The 19,553-nt window shown below is 68.6% G+C and carries 14 protein-coding genes; 9 read left to right on the top strand and 5 right to left on the bottom strand.

Annotated elements, in window-relative coordinates; translation table 11 throughout:
• Window positions 1-2: 2 nt before the first annotated feature.
• Window positions 3-1,028 carry a porin gene (locus DFR45_RS12840; RefSeq protein WP_114484142.1) on the bottom strand — a complete coding sequence of 342 codons (1,026 nt, stop codon included), beginning with the start codon at window positions 1,026-1,028 and terminating at the stop codon, window positions 3-5.
• A 237-nt stretch (window positions 1,029-1,265) separates the two neighbouring features.
• On the opposite strand from DFR45_RS12840, the gene DFR45_RS12835 reads away from it, so the two are divergent.
• Together DFR45_RS12835 and DFR45_RS12830 are read left to right on the top strand one after the other, a co-directional pair.
• Window positions 1,266-1,889 (top strand): Crp/Fnr family transcriptional regulator, encoded by a 624-nt coding sequence (locus tag DFR45_RS12835; protein WP_114484158.1) that lies wholly within the window; start codon window positions 1,266-1,268, stop codon window positions 1,887-1,889.
• A 412-nt stretch (window positions 1,890-2,301) separates the two neighbouring features.
• Complete coding sequence (locus tag DFR45_RS12830; RefSeq protein WP_114484141.1) at window positions 2,302-4,584, top strand: sensor domain-containing diguanylate cyclase; 2,283 nt, start codon at window positions 2,302-2,304, stop codon at window positions 4,582-4,584.
• A gap of 9 nt (window positions 4,585-4,593) precedes the next feature.
• Here DFR45_RS12830 and xdhB read toward each other — a convergent pair whose 3' ends face one another.
• Together xdhB and xdhA are read right to left on the bottom strand one after the other, a co-directional pair.
• Window positions 4,594-6,966 carry a xanthine dehydrogenase molybdopterin binding subunit gene (gene xdhB, locus DFR45_RS12825; RefSeq protein WP_241659459.1) on the bottom strand — a complete coding sequence of 791 codons (2,373 nt, stop codon included), beginning with the start codon at window positions 6,964-6,966 and terminating at the stop codon, window positions 4,594-4,596.
• Between the two features lie 38 nt (window positions 6,967-7,004).
• A complete protein-coding gene (xdhA, locus tag DFR45_RS12820; protein ID WP_114484139.1) occupies window positions 7,005-8,630 on the bottom strand; it encodes a xanthine dehydrogenase small subunit in 1,626 nt (541 codons plus the stop codon).
• Between the two features lie 318 nt (window positions 8,631-8,948).
• Between xdhA and DFR45_RS12815 the strand changes: the two genes are divergently transcribed.
• The 4 genes from DFR45_RS12815 to DFR45_RS12800 are packed head-to-tail and all read left to right on the top strand — an operon-like array spanning window position 8,949 to window position 13,881.
• A complete protein-coding gene (locus DFR45_RS12815) occupies window positions 8,949-10,670 on the top strand; it encodes an ABC transporter ATP-binding protein (protein ID WP_114484138.1) in 1,722 nt (573 codons plus the stop codon).
• A complete protein-coding gene (locus DFR45_RS12810; protein WP_114484137.1) occupies window positions 10,657-11,736 on the top strand; it encodes an ABC transporter permease in 1,080 nt (359 codons plus the stop codon). Before DFR45_RS12815 ends, DFR45_RS12810 begins: the two co-directional genes overlap by 14 nt.
• 3 nt (window positions 11,737-11,739) lie before the next feature.
• The gene (locus DFR45_RS12805) at window positions 11,740-12,657 is read left to right on the top strand and encodes an ABC transporter permease (protein ID WP_114484136.1); all 918 of its coding nucleotides are present in this window, start codon (window positions 11,740-11,742) and stop codon (window positions 12,655-12,657) included.
• 57 nt (window positions 12,658-12,714) lie between these two features.
• The gene (locus DFR45_RS12800) at window positions 12,715-13,881 is read left to right on the top strand and encodes a BMP family ABC transporter substrate-binding protein (RefSeq protein ID WP_114484135.1); all 1,167 of its coding nucleotides are present in this window, start codon (window positions 12,715-12,717) and stop codon (window positions 13,879-13,881) included.
• 17 nt (window positions 13,882-13,898) lie between these two features.
• Here DFR45_RS12800 and DFR45_RS12795 read toward each other — a convergent pair whose 3' ends face one another.
• Both DFR45_RS12795 and DFR45_RS12790 read right to left on the bottom strand, forming a co-directional pair.
• Window positions 13,899-14,456 (bottom strand): hypothetical protein, encoded by a 558-nt coding sequence (locus DFR45_RS12795; RefSeq protein ID WP_144686966.1) that lies wholly within the window; start codon window positions 14,454-14,456, stop codon window positions 13,899-13,901.
• 54 nt (window positions 14,457-14,510) lie between these two features.
• Window positions 14,511-14,930, bottom strand: a complete 420-nt coding sequence (locus DFR45_RS12790; RefSeq protein WP_114484133.1) for a hypothetical protein — start codon at window positions 14,928-14,930, stop codon at window positions 14,511-14,513.
• A gap of 120 nt (window positions 14,931-15,050) precedes the next feature.
• On the opposite strand from DFR45_RS12790, the gene DFR45_RS12785 reads away from it, so the two are divergent.
• The 3 genes from DFR45_RS12785 (at window position 15,051) to DFR45_RS12775 (ending at window position 18,873) form a co-directional block, all read left to right on the top strand.
• Complete coding sequence (locus DFR45_RS12785; RefSeq protein ID WP_277752693.1) at window positions 15,051-16,115, top strand: adenosine deaminase; 1,065 nt, start codon at window positions 15,051-15,053, stop codon at window positions 16,113-16,115.
• Window positions 16,116-16,241: 126 nt separating this feature from the next.
• Window positions 16,242-17,555 carry a YbfB/YjiJ family MFS transporter gene (locus DFR45_RS12780; protein ID WP_114484132.1) on the top strand — a complete coding sequence of 438 codons (1,314 nt, stop codon included), beginning with the start codon at window positions 16,242-16,244 and terminating at the stop codon, window positions 17,553-17,555.
• 190 nt (window positions 17,556-17,745) lie between these two features.
• Window positions 17,746-18,873 (top strand): BMP family ABC transporter substrate-binding protein, encoded by a 1,128-nt coding sequence (locus DFR45_RS12775; protein WP_421782719.1) that lies wholly within the window; start codon window positions 17,746-17,748, stop codon window positions 18,871-18,873.
• The last annotated feature ends 680 nt before the right edge of the window (window positions 18,874-19,553 follow it).

Below are 19,553 nucleotides of genomic sequence, written 5' to 3'. Positions count from 1 at the left end.
CGTCAGAAGCTGTGGCGCATGCCGATGCCGAAGCTGTTGCCGGTGTCCTGGTCCGTGATGCGGTCGTTCATGAACATGGCATACACGTCGGTGCGCTTGGACAGGTTGTAGTCGTAGCCGAGCGTGAAGGTCTTGCGCTTGAGGTCCACGTCCGTGAGCTTGGTCTGCGCCCACGAAGCCAGCACCTTGCCCGGCCCGCCGAGCGGAATCGAGGCGCCGACCTGCGTGGTCTTGGCCTTGATGGGGCTGTCGTCGGACTTGGCCTCGCCATACGTGAGGTAAGCCTTGACGATGCTGAAGTCGTAGGCGCCGCCGAGCATCCAGTCCTTCTTGGTCGTGCCGAAGTAGGTGGTGGGGGCGGGGTTGCTGATTTGGTCGTGCTCGTAAAACGCCGTGAGCGTGAGCGGGCCGTTGAAATACAGCGCGTTGACGCCGATGTTCTTCTTGCTGTTGTTGCCCGGCACTTCGCCGAACTGGTAGTGCAGATTGGCTTTCAGGCCGGAGAAGTCGGGCGTGGTGTAGATGATTTCATTTGACCAGCCGGTGTCAGAAGGTGTGGTGGCTTGCCAGTGCGAGGCATTGAACAGCGGCACGTTCATGTGCAGGATCAGCGGCGCGAAGGTGAACGAGTCGCCCAAGGGGTTGGCGATCACCGAGGGCAGGAAGTTGGGCGCGAGGCCGCGCCCCAGCGTCAGCGCGCCAAAACTGCCCGAGAGCCCCACGTTCGCATCGCGCGAGAAGAAGGGGTCGTTCGGGAAGCGGCCGGCCTCGCCCGTATCCATGCGCATGAAGCCCGTCAGGGCGAAGTTGGCCTTGAGCCCGCCGCCCAGGTCTTCGCTGCCCTTGAAGCCGAACCACGAGGTCGTCAAGCCGCCGCTGCCCACGGTGCTGGTGCGCTCGGCGTCGCCCGCGTAGCGCATGGAGCCCACGTAGGCATCGAGCAGGCCCGTGGCTTGCACGGAGCTCTGAGCTTGGGCGGCAGTCGCGCACAGCAGCGCGGCGGCCAGGGTGACGAGATTCTTTTGCATGGATAACCCTCCTGAAAAATGGAAAATCGGTATTGTCCGTAAAACACCGGCGCACGAAAGACGGCAGCGTTTTGGCAACGCATCGGGCGCCAAAAGCGGCCTGATGGCAAAAAGCAATTGTCATGCCGCAGCAAAGTGGTGCACGTGCAGGGTGCGGCGCCCGCGGTGCTGGTGGATAGGCTACACCTTTGATTTTGCTCAACACGGGCGGTGGCGCGGCGCGGCACAGTCGGCACCATGCTGTCATCCACCCTGTTCCCCCTTCCTTCGGAAGCCGAAACGGCGGCTGCGGGCGACATGCTGCGCCAACGCCACGAGCACCTGGATTCGGTGCTGCACCTCGACAGCGGCCGCGTGGTGCTCGGCGTGTGCGAACAAGGCGAGTTGCGCCATCGTCTGGGGCTGGTCGAAGGGCCGTGCTGGCTGGACGCGGCCGATGCCTTGCTTGGCAAGCACTGCGCGGTCGATATGGTGGCCGAAACTGCGGTGCAGGTGCGCCGCTTGCCTTTGGATGCGTTCCAGCAAGGTTGCGCCGCGCTGCCGGAGCCTGCGCGCGCCTTGCTGCACGACATGGCCGCCGCCTGCCGTCGGCAGACGGACTTGGCCGTGAGCCGCCTGGCGCAGGACGCCGAGGCGCGCTGCGCGCAATGGCTGCTGCAGCACGCGCAGCCCGAACCCAACGGCACCCTGCGCGTGACCCTGCAAGAGCGCAAGCGCATCATCGCCGCGCAATTGGGCATCGCGCCCGAGACTTTTTCGCGCATCTTGCGCCACCTGCGCGAGCATGGGCTGATTGCCGGCACGGGCAACGTGCTCAACCTGCCGCAGCCGCACGCTCTGCAATCGGTCGCGGGTGGCTGAGAGGCTGAGAGCCTTTCGCCCATGGCCGCCTTGCGCACCAAAACTCCCCGCTTGTCGTTGCAAATGCTCGCCATAGCCCGCGCTATGGCTGCGCTTTGCGCCTTAAGCGGTGGCGTTTGGATGCGCCTTTCGGCCGCGGCCGAAAAACTCTCAGCCTCTGAGCCGCGCTCCAGATTCTTCCTTTCCCGGTTTCTGCGCACCCCGCAGGCGCCGTGCACGCACCTGTCTGACCGTCCACGCGTCGTGCCCGCACCTTTGGCGGGGTACGGGTTCCACCCAAGTTACACGCGCGTTGCCACTGCGTATGCTGCATCCATGCGCCCGCATTCCGCGGCGCGTGGAAGTTTTGGATGTTCGATCTTTCCTTGACGCTGGCGCTTGCGGGCACGGCTTTTGCGTCGAAGGCGGCCTGATGCCTCGCGCTGCGCCCTCGTCCGCCACCACCGCCGGCATCGCGCCCACCTGGAGCATGCCTGGCCCCCTGGTGCTGCGCCTGATGGGCGTGGCACTCGGGCTGCTCATGCTCGCCGCCGGTGTGGGCGGGTGGCTGGTGGTGCGCGCGGTGCAGCAGGACGCCTTGCAGCAGCTCGCGCGCCAGCAAAGCGACGAGGTCGATCTGCTGGCACGGCTTTTTGCGGGCAAGATCGAGCTGCTGCAAAAGCAGTTGCGCGCTGCGGCCTCGCGCATTGCGCCGCAACTGCTGGCGCAGCCCGCGGTGCTGCAGCGCGCGCTGCAGCAGGAGTTCGCGGCCATGCCCTGGCTTGCCAGCATGACCATGGTGCGGCCCGATGGCACGGTGCTCGTGCACCTGCAAGCAGCGCAGGCAAGCACGGCGCGCGCCAGCGGCCCGGTGCTGCACGAGCCTGAACTGCACCAGGCCAGCGCCGCCGAGCGCGCAATATTGCAGCGCACCGTGCGCGAGGCCAGGGCGCAGATGGGCGAAGTGCCTGGCGATGGGCCGGCCGCGGCGCACATCGCCTTCAGCCTGCCGCTGCTCGGGGCGAACGGGCAGGTGCTGGGCGCGCTGGGCGTCAGTGTGCCCTTGCAAACCTCAGCCCTGTTCGCGCCCGCAGTCGCCGCAGCGCCCGCGCAAGGGCCGCAGCGGTTGCTGGTGTTCACACGCGCGGGCCGGATTCTTTTTCACACCGATGCGGCCCGTGTGCTGGGCAGTGTGCGCGACGAGCCGGGGTTTGCACCTGGCACCATGTGCGCGCCGCCAGTGCTTGGGATGCAGGAACATGCACGAGTGCAGGGCGTGTACCTTGCGAGTTGTGCCGACATGCCGCTGCCGCAATGGACCGTGGCGCGTGTGAGCGCCGTGCCCGATCTGCTCGGCGCGGGGGCAGTCCTGCGCCGCGGCGCAGGGCAGGCCGCGCTGGCCCTGCTGGGCGTGTGTGCCTTGCTGCTGCTGGGGTTGATGGCCTGGCTCGCGCAGCCACTCACGCGACTGGGGCGTGCGGCGCAGCGGGCACTGCGGCACCACGACGGCGCGTCAGCGGGTGCCTTGGCGGCCGCGGAGGCTTGCGCGCTGCCCACCTTGCTGCAGCCCTGGCCCGCGCACCGGCCCGCGCACCGGTCGGATGTGCAAGCGCTGCAACGGGAGGCGGCGGGCGATGAATCGACCGGCGCGGACGAAGTCGACGTGCTGTTGGTCTGGCTGCAGCGCCTGCAGCAGGAAGGCCAGCGCCAATGGCAGCGCAGCGGTGCGCTGGCGGCGCAGCTGCAGGCCATCCTGGAGCACGCTCCGGTGGGTATCGCGCTCTCGCGCCAGGGCGTTTTGCAGCTGCTCGGGCGCCAGGCGTGCCAGTTGCTCGGCTACGGCGTGCAGGAGCTGCAGGGTTGCTCGGCACGGCGCCTGCACGCGAGCGATGCCGACTACGCGCATTGGCGCGCGCGTGTGCAGACCGAGTTTGCCGCCCACGGCGTGCTCGACGGCGAGGCGCGTTTCCTGCGCAAGGACGGCAGCCTGATGTGGGCGCGCGTGCAGGCGCGGCCCATACAGGCAGGCGATGCCGAGGCAGGCATCCTGTGGCTGTTCGAGGACATCACCGCCTTGCGCGAGGTGCGCCACCAGCAGGAGTGGGAGCGCACGCACGACGCGCTCACGCAGCTGTGCAACCGCGCGAGCTTCGAGCAGCGTCTGGGCCTGCTGCTGGCAGAGCGCGGCCAGGCGGCCCAGGTCGCGGCACGGTCAGGCAATGTGGCCGTGGTGCACGCGGGCTTCGATCCGGCCGAAGCGGGCGTGCTGCTGTTTCTGGACCTGGACCACCTCACGCTGGTCAATGAAGTCGCGGGCCACGGCGCGGGCGACGACGTGCTGCGCCATTTCGCGCGGCTCATCGACAGCCAGGTGCGCCACAGCGGCTGGGCCGCGCGCCTGGGTGGCGACAAGTTCGGCGTGGTGCTGCCGCGCTGCTCGCTCGCGCGCGGCCAGGCCGTGGCCGAGCAGCTGCGCGCCGCGGTGCAGGGGCTCGAAGCCGCCTACCACGGGCACGGCTTCACGCTCAGCGTGAGCATAGGGCTGGTGCCGCTGGCCGAGGCGCACTGGCACGACCTGCGCACCGTGCTGCGCACCGCCGACATGGCCTGCTACGAGGCCAAGCGCGCCGGACGCAACTGCGTGCGCACTCAGCCGGTGCTGCAAGATCGCGGCGACGCGGCCCTGACGCGCGGCCTGCGGGCGCGGCAAGCCTGAGCAGTGATGTCAGTCTGGTGCCAAGGCCCCGAGCGCGCGCAGGATGTGTTCGGGCGTGGCCGGGGCGTCGAGGCGCAGCGGCTGTGCGGCGAAGGGATTGGGATTGGTCGCCGCACCCACCGTGCTTTGTTCGCCCGCTGCGCCTGGCGCGGCGGCGATGGCATTGCGCAGCGCCTCATAAACGCTGAGCGCGAGCATGAAGGGCGGCTCGCCCACGGCCTTGCTGCCGCCCACGTTGTCCTCGCGGTTGGGCTCTGGCCACAAGTCCACGTGGAATTGCGCGGGCACGTCGCCCGCGGCGGGGATTTTGTAGGTGCTGGGCGCGCAGGTGCTCAGGGCGCCGGCGTCGTTCCACACGAGCTGCTCGGTTGTGAGCCAACCCATGCCCTGCACGAAGCCGCCCTCGATCTGGCCGCGGTCTATGGCCGGGTTGATGCTGTGGCCCACGTCGTGCAGGATGTCCACGCGCAGCACGCGGCTTTCGCCCGTGAGCGTGTCTATGGCCACCTCGGTGCAGGCCGCGCCGTAGGCGAAGTAGTAAAACGGCCGGCCCGTGAGCGTGTGCTTGTCGTAGTGGATCTTGGGCGTGCGGTAAAAGCCGTCGCTCCACAGCTGCACGCGCTGCGCGTAGGCCAGCTGCACCAGCGCCGCGAAGCTGCGCTGCTGCGCGGGCGAGTGCACCTGGCCGTCGGCGAAGCGCACCTGCTCGGGGTGGCAGCCGTCGAGCTGCGCCACCAGCGCCGCCAGGCGCGCGCGCACCTGGCGTGCGGCGTCCTGCGCGGCGCGGCCGTTGAGGTCGGTACCGCTCGATGCGGCCGTGGCGCTCGCGTTGGGCACCTTGGCGGTGTCGCTGGCCGTGACCTGCACCTGGGCCAGCGGCACGCCGAGCTCGTCGGCGACGACCTGCGCCACCTTGGTGTGCAGCCCTTGCCCCATCTCGGTGCCGCCGTGGTTCACCTGCACGCTGCCATCGGTATAGACGTGCACCAGCGCCCCCGCCTGGTTGAACTGCGTGGCCGTGAAGCTGATACCGAACTTGACCGGCGTGAGCGCAAGCCCGCGGCGCAGCACGGGCTGCATGCGGTTCCAAGCCAAAATGGCCTCTTGCCGGCGCCGGTAGTTGGCAGACAGCTCCAGTTTTGAGAGCAATTGCGGCAGGATGTTGTCTTCCACCGCCATCTGGTAGGGCGTGGTGCATCGCCCCGCAGCTGGGTCGGGGTCGTAGAGGTTGCGCCGCCGCACGTCGAGCGCGTCATGCCCCAGCGCGCGCGCGATGTCGCCGAGGATGGTCTCGATCGCGATCATGCCCTGCGGCCCGCCAAAGCCGCGAAAGGCCGTGTGGCTTTGCGTGTGCGTCTTGCAGCGCAGCGAGGTGATTTCCACGTCGCCCAGGTAATAGGCGTTGTCGCAGTGGAACACCGCGCGGTCGGCCACCGGGCCCGAGAGGTCGGCCGAGAAGCCGCAGTTGACCGCCATCTGCAGCCGCAGCCCGCTGATGCGCCCCGTGTCGTCGAAGCCTACCTCGTAGTCGTACGCGAAGGGGTGGCGCTTGCCGGTGATGAGAAAGTCCTCGCGCCGCGCGAGCCGCAGCTTCACGGGGCGGCCGAACTTGTGCGCGGCCAGCGCCGCCCATACGGCGATCTGGCCGGCCTGCGTCTCCTTGCCGCCAAAGCCGCCGCCCATGCGCCGGCATTCCACGCGCACCGCGTGCTGCGCGAGCCCGAGCGCGTGCGCGACCCAGTGCTGCACCTCGGCGGGGTGCTGCGTGCTCGAATGCACGAGCCACTGGCCCTGCTCCAGCGGCAGCGCGTAGGCGATCTGCCCCTCAAGATAGAAATGTTCCTGCCCGCCGACCTCGAAGCGCCCGCACAGGCGCCGCGCCGCCGCCGCCAGCGCCGCCGCCGCATCGCCGCGGCGCAGCGTGACGGGCGGCAGCACGTAGCTTTGCGCCTGCAGCGCCTGTTCCAGCGTGAGGATCGCGGGCAGCGGCGCGATGTCGGCCTGCACCGCGCGCGCCGCGCGCCGCGCCAGCGCCGGGCTGTCCGCCACCACCAGCCCCAGCACCTGGCCCAGGTAGTGCACGCGCTCGAGCGCAAAAATGGGCTCGTCGCGCGCGGGCGTGGGCAGCCACAAGTCGCCCGGCACGTCGGCCGCGAGCACCACGCCGTGCACGCCGGGCAGCGCGAGCGCGGGCGCCGCATCGATGCCGCGCAGCAGCCCGTGCGCACACGGCGAGACGATGGGCGCGGCATAGAGCGTGCCCTTGGTTTCGGGCAGGTCATCGACATAGGGCGCCGCGCCGCAGACCTGGGCGCGCGCGCTCTCGTGCGGCCAGGGCTGGCCCAGCGCGGGGCCGGTGGAGGAGGCGGGGGACGCCGGCATGGACGTGGCGGAAGCTGCAGCAGGCAGCGTAGCGGGCTTCATCGTGCGACCTCCTGCAGCAGCAGCGGCAGATGATGGTGCTCCAGACTTGGTAGCTGCTGTGGCAGATGGGGCGGGTGTTGGAGCCCATTTTGACCTTGATCTTCATGGGCGCCAGCGGCCTGGCTTTCCAGCCAAAAGCGCTGCAGCAGCCGCCCAAGCACGGCGCGGCGGTAGGCGCTGCTCGCGCGCAGGTCGGACAAGGGCGTGAACTCCGCCTGCAGGGCGCGCGCGGCGGCGTGGATGCTGGCCTGCGTCCAGGGCTGGCCGAGCAACGCGGCCTCGGTCTGGCGCGCGCGTGCGGGCGTGGCTGCGACGCCGCCCGCGCCAATGCGCACATGCTGCACCACGCCGGCCACCACCTCGACCTGCAGCGCGAGGCACACGGCCGAGATGTCGTCCTCCCAGCGCTTGGAGACTTTGTAGGCGCGCAACAGCTGCAGCGAGTGCGGCGCCGCATCGAGGGCGTCGGGCGCGGCCGATGGAGAGGGCGGCCGCGGCACGAGGATGCGCACCAGCAGCTCGTCGGGCGCGAGCTGGGTGCGGCGGTAGCCGGTGTAAAAGTCCTCAAGCGCAAGCGTGCGCTCGCCGCGCGTGCTTGCGAGCACGAGCTGCGCGCCCAGCGCGATCAACAGCGGCATCGAATCGCCGATCGGCGAGCCATTCGCCACGTTGCCGCCCAGCGTGCCCGCGTTGCGCACCGGCAGCCCGGCAAAGCGCGCACCAAAGTCGTGCAGCTGCGGCCATTGCTGCGCCAGGGCACCGAACGCCTCGGCGAGCTTCACCGCCGCACCGATGGCGATGTGGTCGGCGTGCCAGTCTATGCGGCGCAGCTCGGGCACGCGCGTGACATCGAGCACCTGCGCAAAGCGCCGCTGCTGCTGCGTCACCCACAGACCCACGTCGGTGCAGCCGGCCACCACCTGCGCCTCAGGCCGCGCCGCGCGCGCCGCGAGCAGGGCCGGTAGGCTGCGCGGCGCTTCATAAGCAAAATCACCTTCCAGCGCTTTACCATCCTGCGCTAGCAGCTCCAATAGTCGTAGCAATTCGGCCTCGTCGACGGCCACGGCTGGCAGCGCGCCCATGCGCTGCGCCGCCTGCACGATGGGGCGGTAGCCGGTGCAGCGGCACAGGTTGCCCGAGAGCGCTTCGAGCGCCTGCTCGGCCGTGACTTCTGGGCCTCCGCGCCCCGCAGCGCCTGCAGCGATCTGGTTCTGGTACAGGCCGAACAGGCTCATCACGAAGCCCGGCGTGCAAAAGCCGCACTGCGAGCCATGGCATTCGAGCATCGCCTGCTGCACGGGGTGCAGATCGGCTGCTGCATCGGCGCACTGGCGGCGCAGCAGCGGGTCGCGCGTCAGGTCTTCCACCGTCCACAAAGCCATGCCATCGATCGAATGCGCAAGCCGAATGCAGCTGTTCACGGCGCGGTAGCGCAGCCGCCCCTCGTGCCGCTCGGCCAGCACCACGGTGCAGGCGCCGCAATCGCCCTCGCCGCAACCCTCTTTGGTGCCGGTCTGCCCCAGGTCTTCGCGCAGCAGGTCGAGCAAGGTGCGATCGGGCGGAACATGCGGCAGCGTGACCAACTGGGCACGGCGTACGAAGCGTAGGGGGCGGGTGTGCATGGGGCGAATCTGGACAACGAAGAAGAAAAAAAGCGGTCTATGCTCTGCGCCATTGTGCGGCGGATGGCGAACGCCGGTGAAATAGCATCACGACTTACGCAAATCGAGGTCAGGCAAGGCGCGCATCCCATAACAAAACACTCTGCGGCATCCTTGTTTGCGTAAGTCCAAAGCATGTTTTATGCCGGATCGGTGGCGCAAAATCCGTCTTCCGTGGGCATACTGCGCTGCCAAAAAAAGAGCTTTCCGCGCATGCTCAATGCGCCGAGGCATTGAATTTGCTTCCATAAAATAGCAATAGCCAAGCAAGTGCATCGCATGAACGCATCTTCTTCTTTTGTTGCCACGGATCGCGCATCGGATCGCTCCGCCGCCCCGCCGCGCCTGCAGCTCGCCGGCATCCGCAAAAGCTACCCCGGGGTGGTGGCCAACGATGACGTGTCGCTCACGGTGCAGCCGGGCGAGATCCATGCGGTGCTGGGCGAAAACGGTGCGGGCAAGTCCACGCTCATGAAGATCATCTACGGCGCGGTGCAGCCCGACGCCGGTGCGGTGTGGTTCAACGGCCGCCCCGTGCAGGTGCGCAACCCGCAGCAGGCGCGCGCGCTGGGCATTGCGATGGTGTTTCAGCATTTCAGCCTGTTCGACACGCTCACCGTGGCCGAGAACGTGTGGCTGGGGCTGGACAAGGGGCTCACGCTGGCCGAGGTCACGCGTCGCATCAGCGCCAAGGCGGCAGAGTACGGGCTCGACGTCGATCCGCTGCGCCCCGTGCACACGCTGAGCGTGGGCGAGATGCAGCGTGTGGAGATCATCCGCGCGCTGCTCGGGGCGCCGCAGCTCTTGATCCTCGACGAGCCGACTTCGGTGCTCACGCCGCAGGCGGTGGACAAGCTCTTCGTCGTGCTGCGCCGGCTCGCCAGCGAGGGCTGCAGCATCCTCTACATCAGCCACAAGCTGCACGAGATCCGCGCGCTGTGCACGGCCTGCACGGTGCTGCGCGGCGGCAAGGTCACGGGCGTGTGCAACCCGGCGCTCGAATCGAACGCCTCGCTCTCGCGCCTGATGATAGGCGCCGAGCCGCCCGCGCTGCAGCACCGCGCGGCGCCGCCGGGCGCGCCCGTGCTGCGCGTGCAGGGCTTGTCGCTGCGGCGCGCCGAGCCCTTCGGCGTCGATCTGGTCGATGTGCAGCTCGAGGTGCGCGCGGGCGAGGTCGTGGGCATTGCGGGCGTGTCGGGCAATGGGCAAAAGGAGCTGCTCGCCGCGCTTTCGGGCGAGGACACGCGCGCCGCACCCGGCAGTATCGAGATCGTGGGGCCGGGTGCGGGCCGGCAGGGGCAGGACGTGAGTCGGCAGGTGCAGGACGTGAGCCGGCAAGGGCCGGGGGCCCGCCGTGCGCTGGGCCTGCACTTCGTGCCCGAGGAGCGCCTGGGCCGCGGCGCCGTGCCCAGCATGGACTTGGCGCACAACCTGCTGCTCACGCGCGCGGAGGCCGTGGCTGCGGGCGGCTGGATTCGGCTCGCGGCGCTGCAGGCGCAGGCGTGCGGCATCATCGAGCGCTTTCGCGTGCGCGCCGCGGGGCCGCAGGCACCGGCGCAGTCGCTGTCAGGCGGCAATCTGCAAAAGTTCATCGTCGGGCGCGAGATCGATGCCCAGCCGCGCCTGCTCATCCTTGCGCAGCCGACCTGGGGCGTGGACGTGGGCGCGGCGGCGCAGATCCGCGCCGAAATCCTGGCGCTGCGCGACGCGGGCTGCGCCGTGCTCGTGTTCAGCGAGGAGCTCGACGAGCTGTTCGAGCTCAGCGACCGGCTGCACGTGCTGGCCAAGGGGCGGCTGTCGCCCGCGGTGCCACGCGCCGAGGCCACGGTGGCGCAGATCGGTGCCTGGATGAGCGGCCTGTGGCACACCGAGGTGCAGGCGCACCTGGCGCACCTGGCGCAGACGGCCGAAATGTCTGCGCAATCGCCGCCCGAATCGCCGCCTGAAAACCCCGGCGCGCCTGCGTCCACCTCCGACGGAGCCACGCATGCTGCGGCTTGAGCCCCGGCCGGCGCCCTCGCGCGGCTGGACCTATGCCTCGCCGCTGCTCGCGCTCGCGCTCACGGTGCTGATAGGCGTGGCGCTGTTCGCGCTGCTGGGCAAAGACCCGCTGCGCGGTCTGCAGGTGTTTTTCTGGGAGCCCGTCAAGTCGGCTTACGCGCTCGGCGAGCTGCTGGTCAAGGCCACGCCGCTGCTGCTCATCGCGCTCGGGCTCGCGGTGTGCTTTCGCTCCAACGTGTGGAACATCGGCGCCGAGGGGCAATACATCCTCGGCGCGATCTGTGGCGGCGGCGTGGCGCTGCTCGCGACGCCCGAGACGGGGCGCTGGATCGTGCCTGCGCTGCTGCTCGCGGGGGTGCTGGGCGGCATGGCCTGGGCCGCGCTCACGGCGCTGCTGCGCGACCGCTTTCATGCGAACGAAATCCTCGTGAGCCTGATGCTGGTCTATGTGGCTTCGCTGCTGCTCAGCTACCTGGTGTTCGGGCCGTGGAAAGACCCGCAGGGCTACAACTTTCCGCAGACGCGCATGTTCGAGCGCGTGACGCAGATTCCGCGCCTGTGGCCGGGCACGCGCGTGCATGTCGGGCTGGTGCTCGCGCTCGCGGCGGCGGCGGGGCTGTGGGTGTTTTTGTTTCGCACGCGCGCGGGCTTTGCGCAGCAGGTGGGCGGGCTCGCGCCTGCGGCGGCGCGCTACGCGGGCTTTTCTTCGCGGCGCGCGCTGTGGCTGGCGCTGCTGCTGTCGGGCGGGCTCGCGGGGCTGGCCGGGGCGCTCGAAGTCGCGGGGCCGATCGGGCAGCTCACGCCCTACGTGCCCGCGGGCTACGGCTTTGCCGCGATCATCGTCGCCTTCGTCGGGCGGCTGCACCCGGTGGGCATGGTGCTCTCGGCCTTGCTGATGAGCATGTTTTATATCGGCGGCGAGCTCGCGCAGTCGCGCCTGGGCCTGCCCAAGTCGATCACGGGCGTGTTCCAGGGCCTGCTGCTGTTCACGCTGCTGGCCTGCGACACGCTGATCGCGTACCGCGTGCGCTGGGGCCGCGCCGGGGCGCGCAAGGCAGGGGGTTGAGGCATGGAATCCTACGCATTGCTCATTGCCGCTACGCTCAACGCCGGCACGGTGCTCGCGCTCGCGGCGCTCGGCTTGCTCATCAACGAAAAGGCCGGCATCGTCAACCTGGGCGCCGAGGGCATGATGCTGTGCGCCGCGATCGCGGGCTTTGCCACCGTGGTGCACACGGGCAATACCTGGCTGGGCTTTGCTGCAGGCATGGCGGTGGGCGCGCTGCTTGCGGGCGCGTTCGGCCTGCTCGTGATCTGGCTGCACACCAACCAGTACGCGACGGGGCTCGCGCTGAGCCTGTTCGGCAGCGGCTTTTCGGCCTTCGTGGGCATAGGCTACGTGCAGGCCAAACTGCCCGAGCTGCCGCGCTACGCGATTCCGGTGCTGGGTGACGTGCCGCTGCTCGGGCCGGCGCTGTTTCGCCAGCACCCGCTCGTGTACCTGACCATGCTGCTCACGGCGGCGCTCGCGTGGTTTTTGTACCGCGCGCGCGCCGGGCTGGTGCTGCGCGCGGTGGGCGAGTCGCCCGCGGCGGCGCACGCGCTCGGCTACCCGGTGCGGCGCATCCGCCTTGCGGCCGTGCTCGCGGGCGGCGCGCTGTGCGGCCTCGCGGGGGCTTACCTTTCGACGGTTTATACGCCGCTGTGGGTCGAGGGCATGGTCGCGGGGCGCGGCTGGATCGCGCTCGCGCTCACCACCTTTGCCACCTGGCGCCCGGCACGTGTCTTGCTTGGCGCGTACCTGTTCGGCGGCGTGACCATGCTGCAGTTCCACCTGCAGGCCACTGGCGTGGAACTGCCCAGCCAGTGGCTGAGCATGCTGCCCTACGTGGCCACCATCGTGGTGCTCGCGCTGATTTCGCGCAACCCGGTCTGGATTCGTGTCAACATGCCGGCCTCGCTCGGCAAGCCGTTCCATCCGGGGTGATGCTGGCGCCGCATCGGTTTTTCGTCCCTGCAAGCCTTCTGTTCTGAAAGGACTCCCATGACTGACCTGCACAAACGCTCCCTGCTCAAGCTCGCCACGTTCTCGGCGCTGGCGGCGGCCGCGCTCGCCGGCTGCGGCAAGAAGGAAGAGCCCGCCCCCGCGCCCGCTGCCGCGCCGGCCTCGGCCGCCGAGGCGCCCGCACCCAAGCCCGAGCCGCTCAAAATCGCCTTTGCCTACGTGGGCCCGGTGGGCGACGGCGGCTGGTCTTACGCGCACGACCTCGGGCGCAAGGCGGTCGAGAAGGAGTTTGGCGACAAGGTGCAGACGAGCTACGTCGAGAGCGTGCCCGAAGGCGCAGACGCCGAGCGCGTGTTCCGCGACATGGTGGGCCAGGGCAACAAGCTCGTGTTCGGCACCTCGTTCGGCTACATGGAAAGCATGGTCAAGGTCGCGGCCGAACATCCCGAGGTCAAGTTCGAGCACGCCACGGGCTACAAGACGGCGGACAACCTGCGCACCTACGACAGCCGCACCTACGAGGGTGCATACCTCGCGGGCATCATCGCGGGCGGCATGACCAAGAGCAACACGCTGGGCGTGGTGGGCTCGGTGCCCATCCCCGAAGTGGTGCGCAACATCAACAGCTTCACGCTCGGCGCGCAAAGCGTGAACCCCAAGATCAAGACCAAGGTGGTCTGGGTGAACGAGTGGTTCAACCCGCCCAAGGAGACCGAGGCCGCGACTTCGCTGATCAACGGCGGCGCTGACGTGCTGTTCCAGAACACCGACTCGCCCGCCGTGCTCAAGACCGCCGAGGACAAGGGCAAGCGCGCGTTCGGCTGGGACAGCGACATGAAAGCCTACGGCCCGAAGGCGCACCTCGCGTCTTCCATCATCAACTGGGGCCCGTACTACATCCAGAGCGTCAAAGAGGTGCTCGACGGCACCTGGAAGACTGGGCGCAGCTGGTGGGGCGTGAAAGAGGGCGCGATCGACATCGTCTCGATCGCCGACGACGTACCCGCCGAGCTCAAAGCCAAAGTCGAAGCGGCCAAAAGCGGCCTCAAGGACGGCAGCCTGGTGATCTGGAAGGGCCCCATCGCAGACAACACCGGCAAGCACGTGCTCGAAAAAGACGCCGTGGCCGACGATAAATTCCTCACGAGCATCAACTTCTACGTCAAGGGCGTGGAGGGCAAGGTGCCGGGCGGGGAGAAGAAGTAAGGGCAAGAGTAAGCCGCTCAACGCGGAGGTCTGGGCCCTGCGGGTGCGATCTGCACGCTTTCGGTCCAAGCCGTCGGGCGCGCCAGTGCAATCTGTTGGCGCGCCTGCGCTGCCGAAGCGATCCACGCCTTTTCTGCGGCGTATTCCAGGAACGCCTGCGTACTCAGCAGCACGCAGGTTTTGGGCAGAGCCGCGGCGTTGCGTAAAAACCAGGCATCTTCGAACAAGACCAGGGGGCGCGCCGCCGGTGCCTGAAGCTGCAAGTCGATGAGCAGGCTTTGGATAGAGAGCTCACCCAGGTTGGGCGGAGTCTGGTAGTTCGGCTCCTGCGCGCGCAGCCTGGCCAGGGATGCACCCACCTGCGTGGTGAAGGTTTCGATGTGCTCTGCATGGATGTTGTAGAACGCCAGCAGGTTGCGCGCCTCGATGGAGGCGTTGGCGGCCAGACCGCGGTGCACCGTTTCGGCGCAGACGACATCGGTCAGCCCCAGGCGGAACTTCAGCAACAAGTGCAGTAGATCGCCCGCAGCCAGGGAAAACAGCGGCCCCGCGTCGGGGATGAGCAGGCGGCTCATTGCGCGGGCCATCTGGTTGCGGCGTGCAGCTTCACTGCCGAATAAGGGGGAGGCTCAGTGTGTCGCAGCCGTGGAGTTTTTGCGGCCGCCGCGGCGTTTGGGGGCAGTGGGCGCGGCTTCGATCAGGCATTCGTCGAGGGCGCTGCGTGCGGCCTCGAGTTGCCGGGAGACGAAGTCTTGCGGCAGGCGCGGCAGGGGCAGGTTTTTTTCTGTCAGCAGGTGGAGCACGTAGCCCGCATCGGGCAGGTCAAGCTGATGCGCCGCTTCCATGAGAGAAATTTTGCCCATGCTCGTTGCCAGCAGGGTTTTGACCGTGGGGTCCAGAGCCATGGGCTCTGCGGGATCGTCACGCCCCAGCGAGGCGAACAAGGCCGACACCAGTTTGTTGAGTGAGCCCCCATGTCTGGCAACATAGGCCTTGGCCTTGGCCAGATCGTCTTCATCGACTTCGAAACCGATTTTTGCTTTGCCCATGGTGCACCTGCGCGGATGTTTTCCCCAATGATTATGGGGCATTTTGACGCGCTGCATTTTGTTCTGTCAACCCGGCGTTGCCCCGTGCGGCGCCAGGGTGTTTGTTTTTGGAGCCCGCCCGTGACCACCACCGATCTTCCCGCCCTGTTCGCGCGCATTGCCCCCGCGCGCCTGCCCGAGCTGCTCGCCGCGATGCCCAAGGCCGAGCTGCACATCCACATCGAAGGCTCGCTCGAGCCCGAGCTGATCTTTGCGCTCGCGCAACGCAACGGCGTGGCGCTGCCGTATGCGAGCGTGGCGCAGCTGCGCAGCGCCTATGCCTTCAGCAACCTGCAGAGCTTTCTGGACATTTACTACGCGGGCGCCAGCGTCTTGCTGCACGAGCAGGACTTTTACGACATGGCGCGCGCCTATCTTGCGCGCGCTGCTTCCGAAAACGTAGTGCACGCGGAGATTTTCTTCGACCCGCAGACGCACACGGCGCGCGGCGTGCCCATCGAGGTCGTGATCCAGGGCTTGCACCGCGCCTGCGTCGATGCGCGCGCCGAGCTGGGCATTTCGGCGGCGCTGATCCTGTGCTTTTTGCGCCACCTGAGCGAGGAAGACGCCTTTGCCACGCTGCAGCAGGCCCTGCCGCTGCGCGACAAATTCATCGGCGTGGGGCTGGATTCGAGCGAGCTCGGCCACCCGCCAGAAAAGTTTGCGCGCGTGTTCGCACGCTGCCGCGAGCTGGGCCTGCACCTGGTCGCGCACGCGGGCGAGGAAGGGCCGCCAGCCTACATCTGGAGCGCGCTCGACGTGCTCCACGCCGAGCGCATAGACCACGGCGTGCAGGCGCAGCACGACGCGGCGCTGCTCGAGCGCCTGGCGCGCGAACGCACGCCGCTCACCGTGTGCCCGCTGTCCAACCTCAAGCTCTGCGTCTTTGCCAGCCTGGCGCAGCACAACCTGCCGCAACTGCTCGCCGCGGGGCTGTGCGTCACGGTCAACTCGGACGATCCGGCCTACTTCGGCGGCTACATCAACGACAACTTCACGCAGCTGTTTGCCGCCACGGGCCTGGGGGTGCCGCACGCCTACATGCTGGCGCGCAACAGCTTCGAGGCCAGTTTCGTTGATGCAGGTACCAAGCGCGCCTGGCAGGAACGGCTCGACGCGGTGTTCGCGCGCTTTGCGCAGGAGTAGGCGCCCTCCTCGGCGCCTGCGGTGCGGACGTTGATCGTTTGGCCGGGGCAGGCTGGCGCGCGCGGGCGCTTGCGCTGCGGGCGAAGCTGGGACAATGCACGCACAACAAGCCCCGGAGACAGCACCATGCGAAGCGCCCCAAGCCCGGCTCCAAACGAGGCCCCTCCAAACGCGGCCCCCGCCGAATCCACCGCGCAGCGTCCGATGGACATCGCGCTCGCGGGGCTGGTGGCGCTTGCCGTGGCCATGGGCATAGGGCGTTTTGCGTTCACGCCGCTGCTGCCCATGATGCTGCACGACGGCCTGCTCGACCTGCCCGGCGCGAGCTGGCTCGCGAGCGCCAACTATTTCGGCTATCTGGTCGGCGCCGTGCTGTGCACGCTGCAGCCCTGGCTGTGGGCGCGGCTGCGCGTGCTGCCCCTGTTCGCTTTCGTCACGCTGGTGCGCGGCGGGCTCGTGGCGACGGGGCTGCTCACGCTCGCGATGGCCTGGCCCGCGCCTGCGGCCTGGCCCGTGCTGCGCTTTGCCGCGGGCGTGACGAGCGCCGTGGTGTTCGTCTATACCTCGGGCTGGTGCATGGCGCGGCTCGCGCGGCTGGGTGTGCCTGCGCTCAGCGGCATGATTTACATGGGGCCGGGCGCGGGCATCGTGCTCAGCGGCCTTGCGGCCAGCGCCATGACGGCCTGGCACTGGCGCGCAGCGGCGGGCTGGGGGCTGTTCGGCCTGCTTGCCTGGGTGCTCGCAGCCCTGGTCTGGCGCACCCTGCGCGGCAGCGACGAGCGTCTGCACGCCGGCGCACCGGCCGCAGGACAGACGGGGAGCGGCGCGAGCGCACCGCCGCAGGGCCGCGCCGAAATGGCCTGGCTCGCGCTGGCCTACGGCTTGGCGGGCTTTGGCTACATCATCACCGCAACCTTCCTGCCCGTGATCGCGCGCACGGCCTTGCCCGGCTCGGCCTGGCTGGACATGTTCTGGCCCATTTTCGGCCTCGGCGTGATGGGCGGCGCACTGCTCGTCTCGCGCCTGCCGCACGGCGGTGACTTTCGCCTGCGCCTGATCGTGTGCTATGTGCTGCAGGCCGCGGGCGTGGTGGCAAGCCTCTACAGCCCGAGTCTGGGGGGCTTCGTGCTCGGCAGCGTGCTGCTGGGGCTGCCCTTTACCGCGATCACCTTTTTTGCGATGCACGAGGTGCGCCGCCTGCGCCCGGCCCAGGCCGCGAGCTTCATCGGCCTGCTCACGGCCGTGTATGGCGTCGGGCAGATCCTCGGCCCGGCGCTGGTCGCGCTGCTGCTGCGCCGCCTGCCCGACGCGGCGGCGGGGTTCACGCTGTCGCTCGAAGTCGCCGCGGGCGCGCTGCTCGCCGGAGCGCTGATTTATGCGGGCATGGTGTGGGCCTACCCGCTGAAGGCCGCCGCCGTAAGCGGCGGCGCGCAAGCTTAGATTTGTACCATTTCGCTATTTTTACAGTAGCTATTGACGCTGAATTTATAAGCGCTTGAAGTGTTTTTTGTTGATTATTTTTGCTATTGTTTTTGATTTCCATCCATCGCTATAATCGGCGCCCACCCCTGACCGCTGCCCCGGCGGTCAGGGGTTTTCGTTCATTGCCGGGGCCATGTCGAGGAAAACCATGTGCAAAAACCTCATGCGCCGGCGTACGTTCGGCTTGGGTCTGGGCGCGTTTGCTGGTGCAGCGCTGCTGCCTGCAGCTTTTTCCCCCACCTGCACGATGGCGGCGACTGCGGTCGCGCCGCTCAAGGTGGGATTTGTCTATGTCTCTCCGGTCACGGACGCGGGCTGGACGCACCAGCACGAGTTGGGCCGCAAAGCCGTCGAAGCGGCCTTGGGCGCGCGCGTGCAGACCCGCTACGTCGAAAACGTGCCCGAGGGCGCGGACGCCGAGCGCGTGCTGCGCGAGCTCGCCGTGTCGGGCCACCAGCTCATCTTCACGACCAGCTTCGGCTACATGGAGCCCGTGCTGCGCGTGGCGCGCGAATTCCCGCAGGTGAAGTTCGAGGCCATCACCGGCTACAAGACTGCGCCCAACGTGACCACGGCGAATGCGCGTTACTACGAGGGGCGCTACCTCGCGGGCATTGCGGCGGGGCGGCTTGCGCGCAGTGGCATGGCGGGTTACGTGGCGGGCTTTCCCATCCCCGAGGTGCTGCAGGGGCTGAACGCGTTCACGCTGGGCATGCGTTCGGTCAACCCCAAGGCGCGCGTCAAGCTCGTGTGGCTCGACGCCTGGTTCGATCCGCCGCGCGAGCGCGACGCCGCGGTGACGCTGATGAACCAGGGCGCCGAGGTGCTCGCGTTCCATACGGGCTCGAGCGCGGTGATGGCCGCGGCGCAGGAGCGCGGCCGGCTCGCCGTCGCCTACCACTCCGACATGCGCAGCGTGGCGCCCGATGCGCAGCTGCTCGCCGTCATGCATGAGTGGGGCGGCTATTACACCGAGCGCGTGCGTGCGCTGCTCGAAGGGCGCTGGCAAAGCGGCAATTTCTGGGGCGGCGTGCGCGCCGGCATGGTGCGCGTGGGCGCTTTCGGCCCCGGGATGCCGCCCGCCGTGCAGACCGAGGTGCTCGCGGCGCAACAGGCCGTCGCCGAAGGGCGCCTGCGGCCTTTCGCCGCGGGCCGCGAGGCCGTGCGCGACACCCAGGGCCGGGTCGTGATTCCATCAGGCGAGGCGCTCACCGACGCGCAGATGCTGCAGATGAACTGGCTCGTCGAAGGCGTGCAGGGAACGCTGCCGCGCTGAGAAAGTGGAACCCAGATTGTTCATGAGGCGCAGCTGCGCGCCTACGCGGGCGCTGGCGGGCCTCTGCCGGTCACTTGGGCCGCTGCACAGCAACCCCGTCATTGCGAGCCCCGCAGGGGCGCGGCAATCCAGTGCTGCCCATTGCAGCGTGCGCAGGCGCTGGATCGCCGCGGGCCTTGTGGCCCTTGCGATGACGGGGGCGAAATTGGGAGCCATATTCCAATTTCCGGGTGGTGGTGATGGGGCAAAGGGAGGGTGCCGGGAGATGCGCCCGGCGGCGCACCTTCTTTTCTTGTCTCGCCAAGAAAAGAAGGCAAAAGAAGGCGACCCTGCTGTCTGCGTCCCTGGGCGCCTGCTCGGCGCCCAGGGCAACCTGCGGTGCTCACGCCCGGCGGGGTCGCGCGAAACTCGCTTCGCTCAGACAATCGCGCGCCCTTGATCCGCCGGGCGCTGCGCTCCTCGGCGCAGCCAAAAAGGGCGGGGATACCCCACGGGCCTTCGCTGCGCTCGGCCTTTTGCAAGGCGCCCGTCATTGCGAGCCCCGCAGGGGCGCGGCCATCCAGTTCTGTCCATTGCAGCGTGCGCAGGCGCTGGATCGCAGGCCGCTGGATCGCCGCGTGCCTTCGGCCCTCGCAATGACGGGAAACGATCATCGAGCGTCACACCTCATTGAGGCGAAA

This window comes from Extensimonas vulgaris (assembly GCF_003337425.1).
GTDB classification, from domain to species: Bacteria; Pseudomonadota; Gammaproteobacteria; order Burkholderiales; family Burkholderiaceae_C; genus Extensimonas; species Extensimonas vulgaris.
Note: the sequence above shows the minus strand (reverse complement) of the source record. Positions and strands in the feature narration are given on the sequence as shown.

Coding starts and splice junctions, on each gene's coding strand:
- xdhB (WP_241659459.1), bottom strand. CDS start 6,966: ATGCCGGCGTCCCCCGCCTCCTCCACCGGCCCCGCGCTGGGCCAGCCC.
- DFR45_RS12790 (WP_114484133.1), bottom strand. CDS start 14,930: ATGGGCAAAGCAAAAATCGGTTTCGAAGTCGATGAAGACGATCTGGCC.
- DFR45_RS12795 (WP_144686966.1), bottom strand. CDS start 14,456: ATGAGCCGCCTGCTCATCCCCGACGCGGGGCCGCTGTTTTCCCTGGCT.
- DFR45_RS12805 (WP_114484136.1), top strand. CDS start 11,740: ATGGAATCCTACGCATTGCTCATTGCCGCTACGCTCAACGCCGGCACG.
- DFR45_RS12780 (WP_114484132.1), top strand. CDS start 16,242: ATGCGAAGCGCCCCAAGCCCGGCTCCAAACGAGGCCCCTCCAAACGCG.
- DFR45_RS12800 (WP_114484135.1), top strand. CDS start 12,715: ATGACTGACCTGCACAAACGCTCCCTGCTCAAGCTCGCCACGTTCTCG.
- DFR45_RS12815 (WP_114484138.1), top strand. CDS start 8,949: ATGAACGCATCTTCTTCTTTTGTTGCCACGGATCGCGCATCGGATCGC.
- DFR45_RS12835 (WP_114484158.1), top strand. CDS start 1,266: ATGCTGTCATCCACCCTGTTCCCCCTTCCTTCGGAAGCCGAAACGGCG.
- DFR45_RS12840 (WP_114484142.1), bottom strand. CDS start 1,028: ATGCAAAAGAATCTCGTCACCCTGGCCGCCGCGCTGCTGTGCGCGACT.
- DFR45_RS12810 (WP_114484137.1), top strand. CDS start 10,657: ATGCTGCGGCTTGAGCCCCGGCCGGCGCCCTCGCGCGGCTGGACCTAT.
- xdhA (WP_114484139.1), bottom strand. CDS start 8,630: ATGCACACCCGCCCCCTACGCTTCGTACGCCGTGCCCAGTTGGTCACG.
- DFR45_RS12830 (WP_114484141.1), top strand. CDS start 2,302: ATGCCTCGCGCTGCGCCCTCGTCCGCCACCACCGCCGGCATCGCGCCC.
- DFR45_RS12775 (WP_421782719.1), top strand. CDS start 17,746: ATGTGCAAAAACCTCATGCGCCGGCGTACGTTCGGCTTGGGTCTGGGC.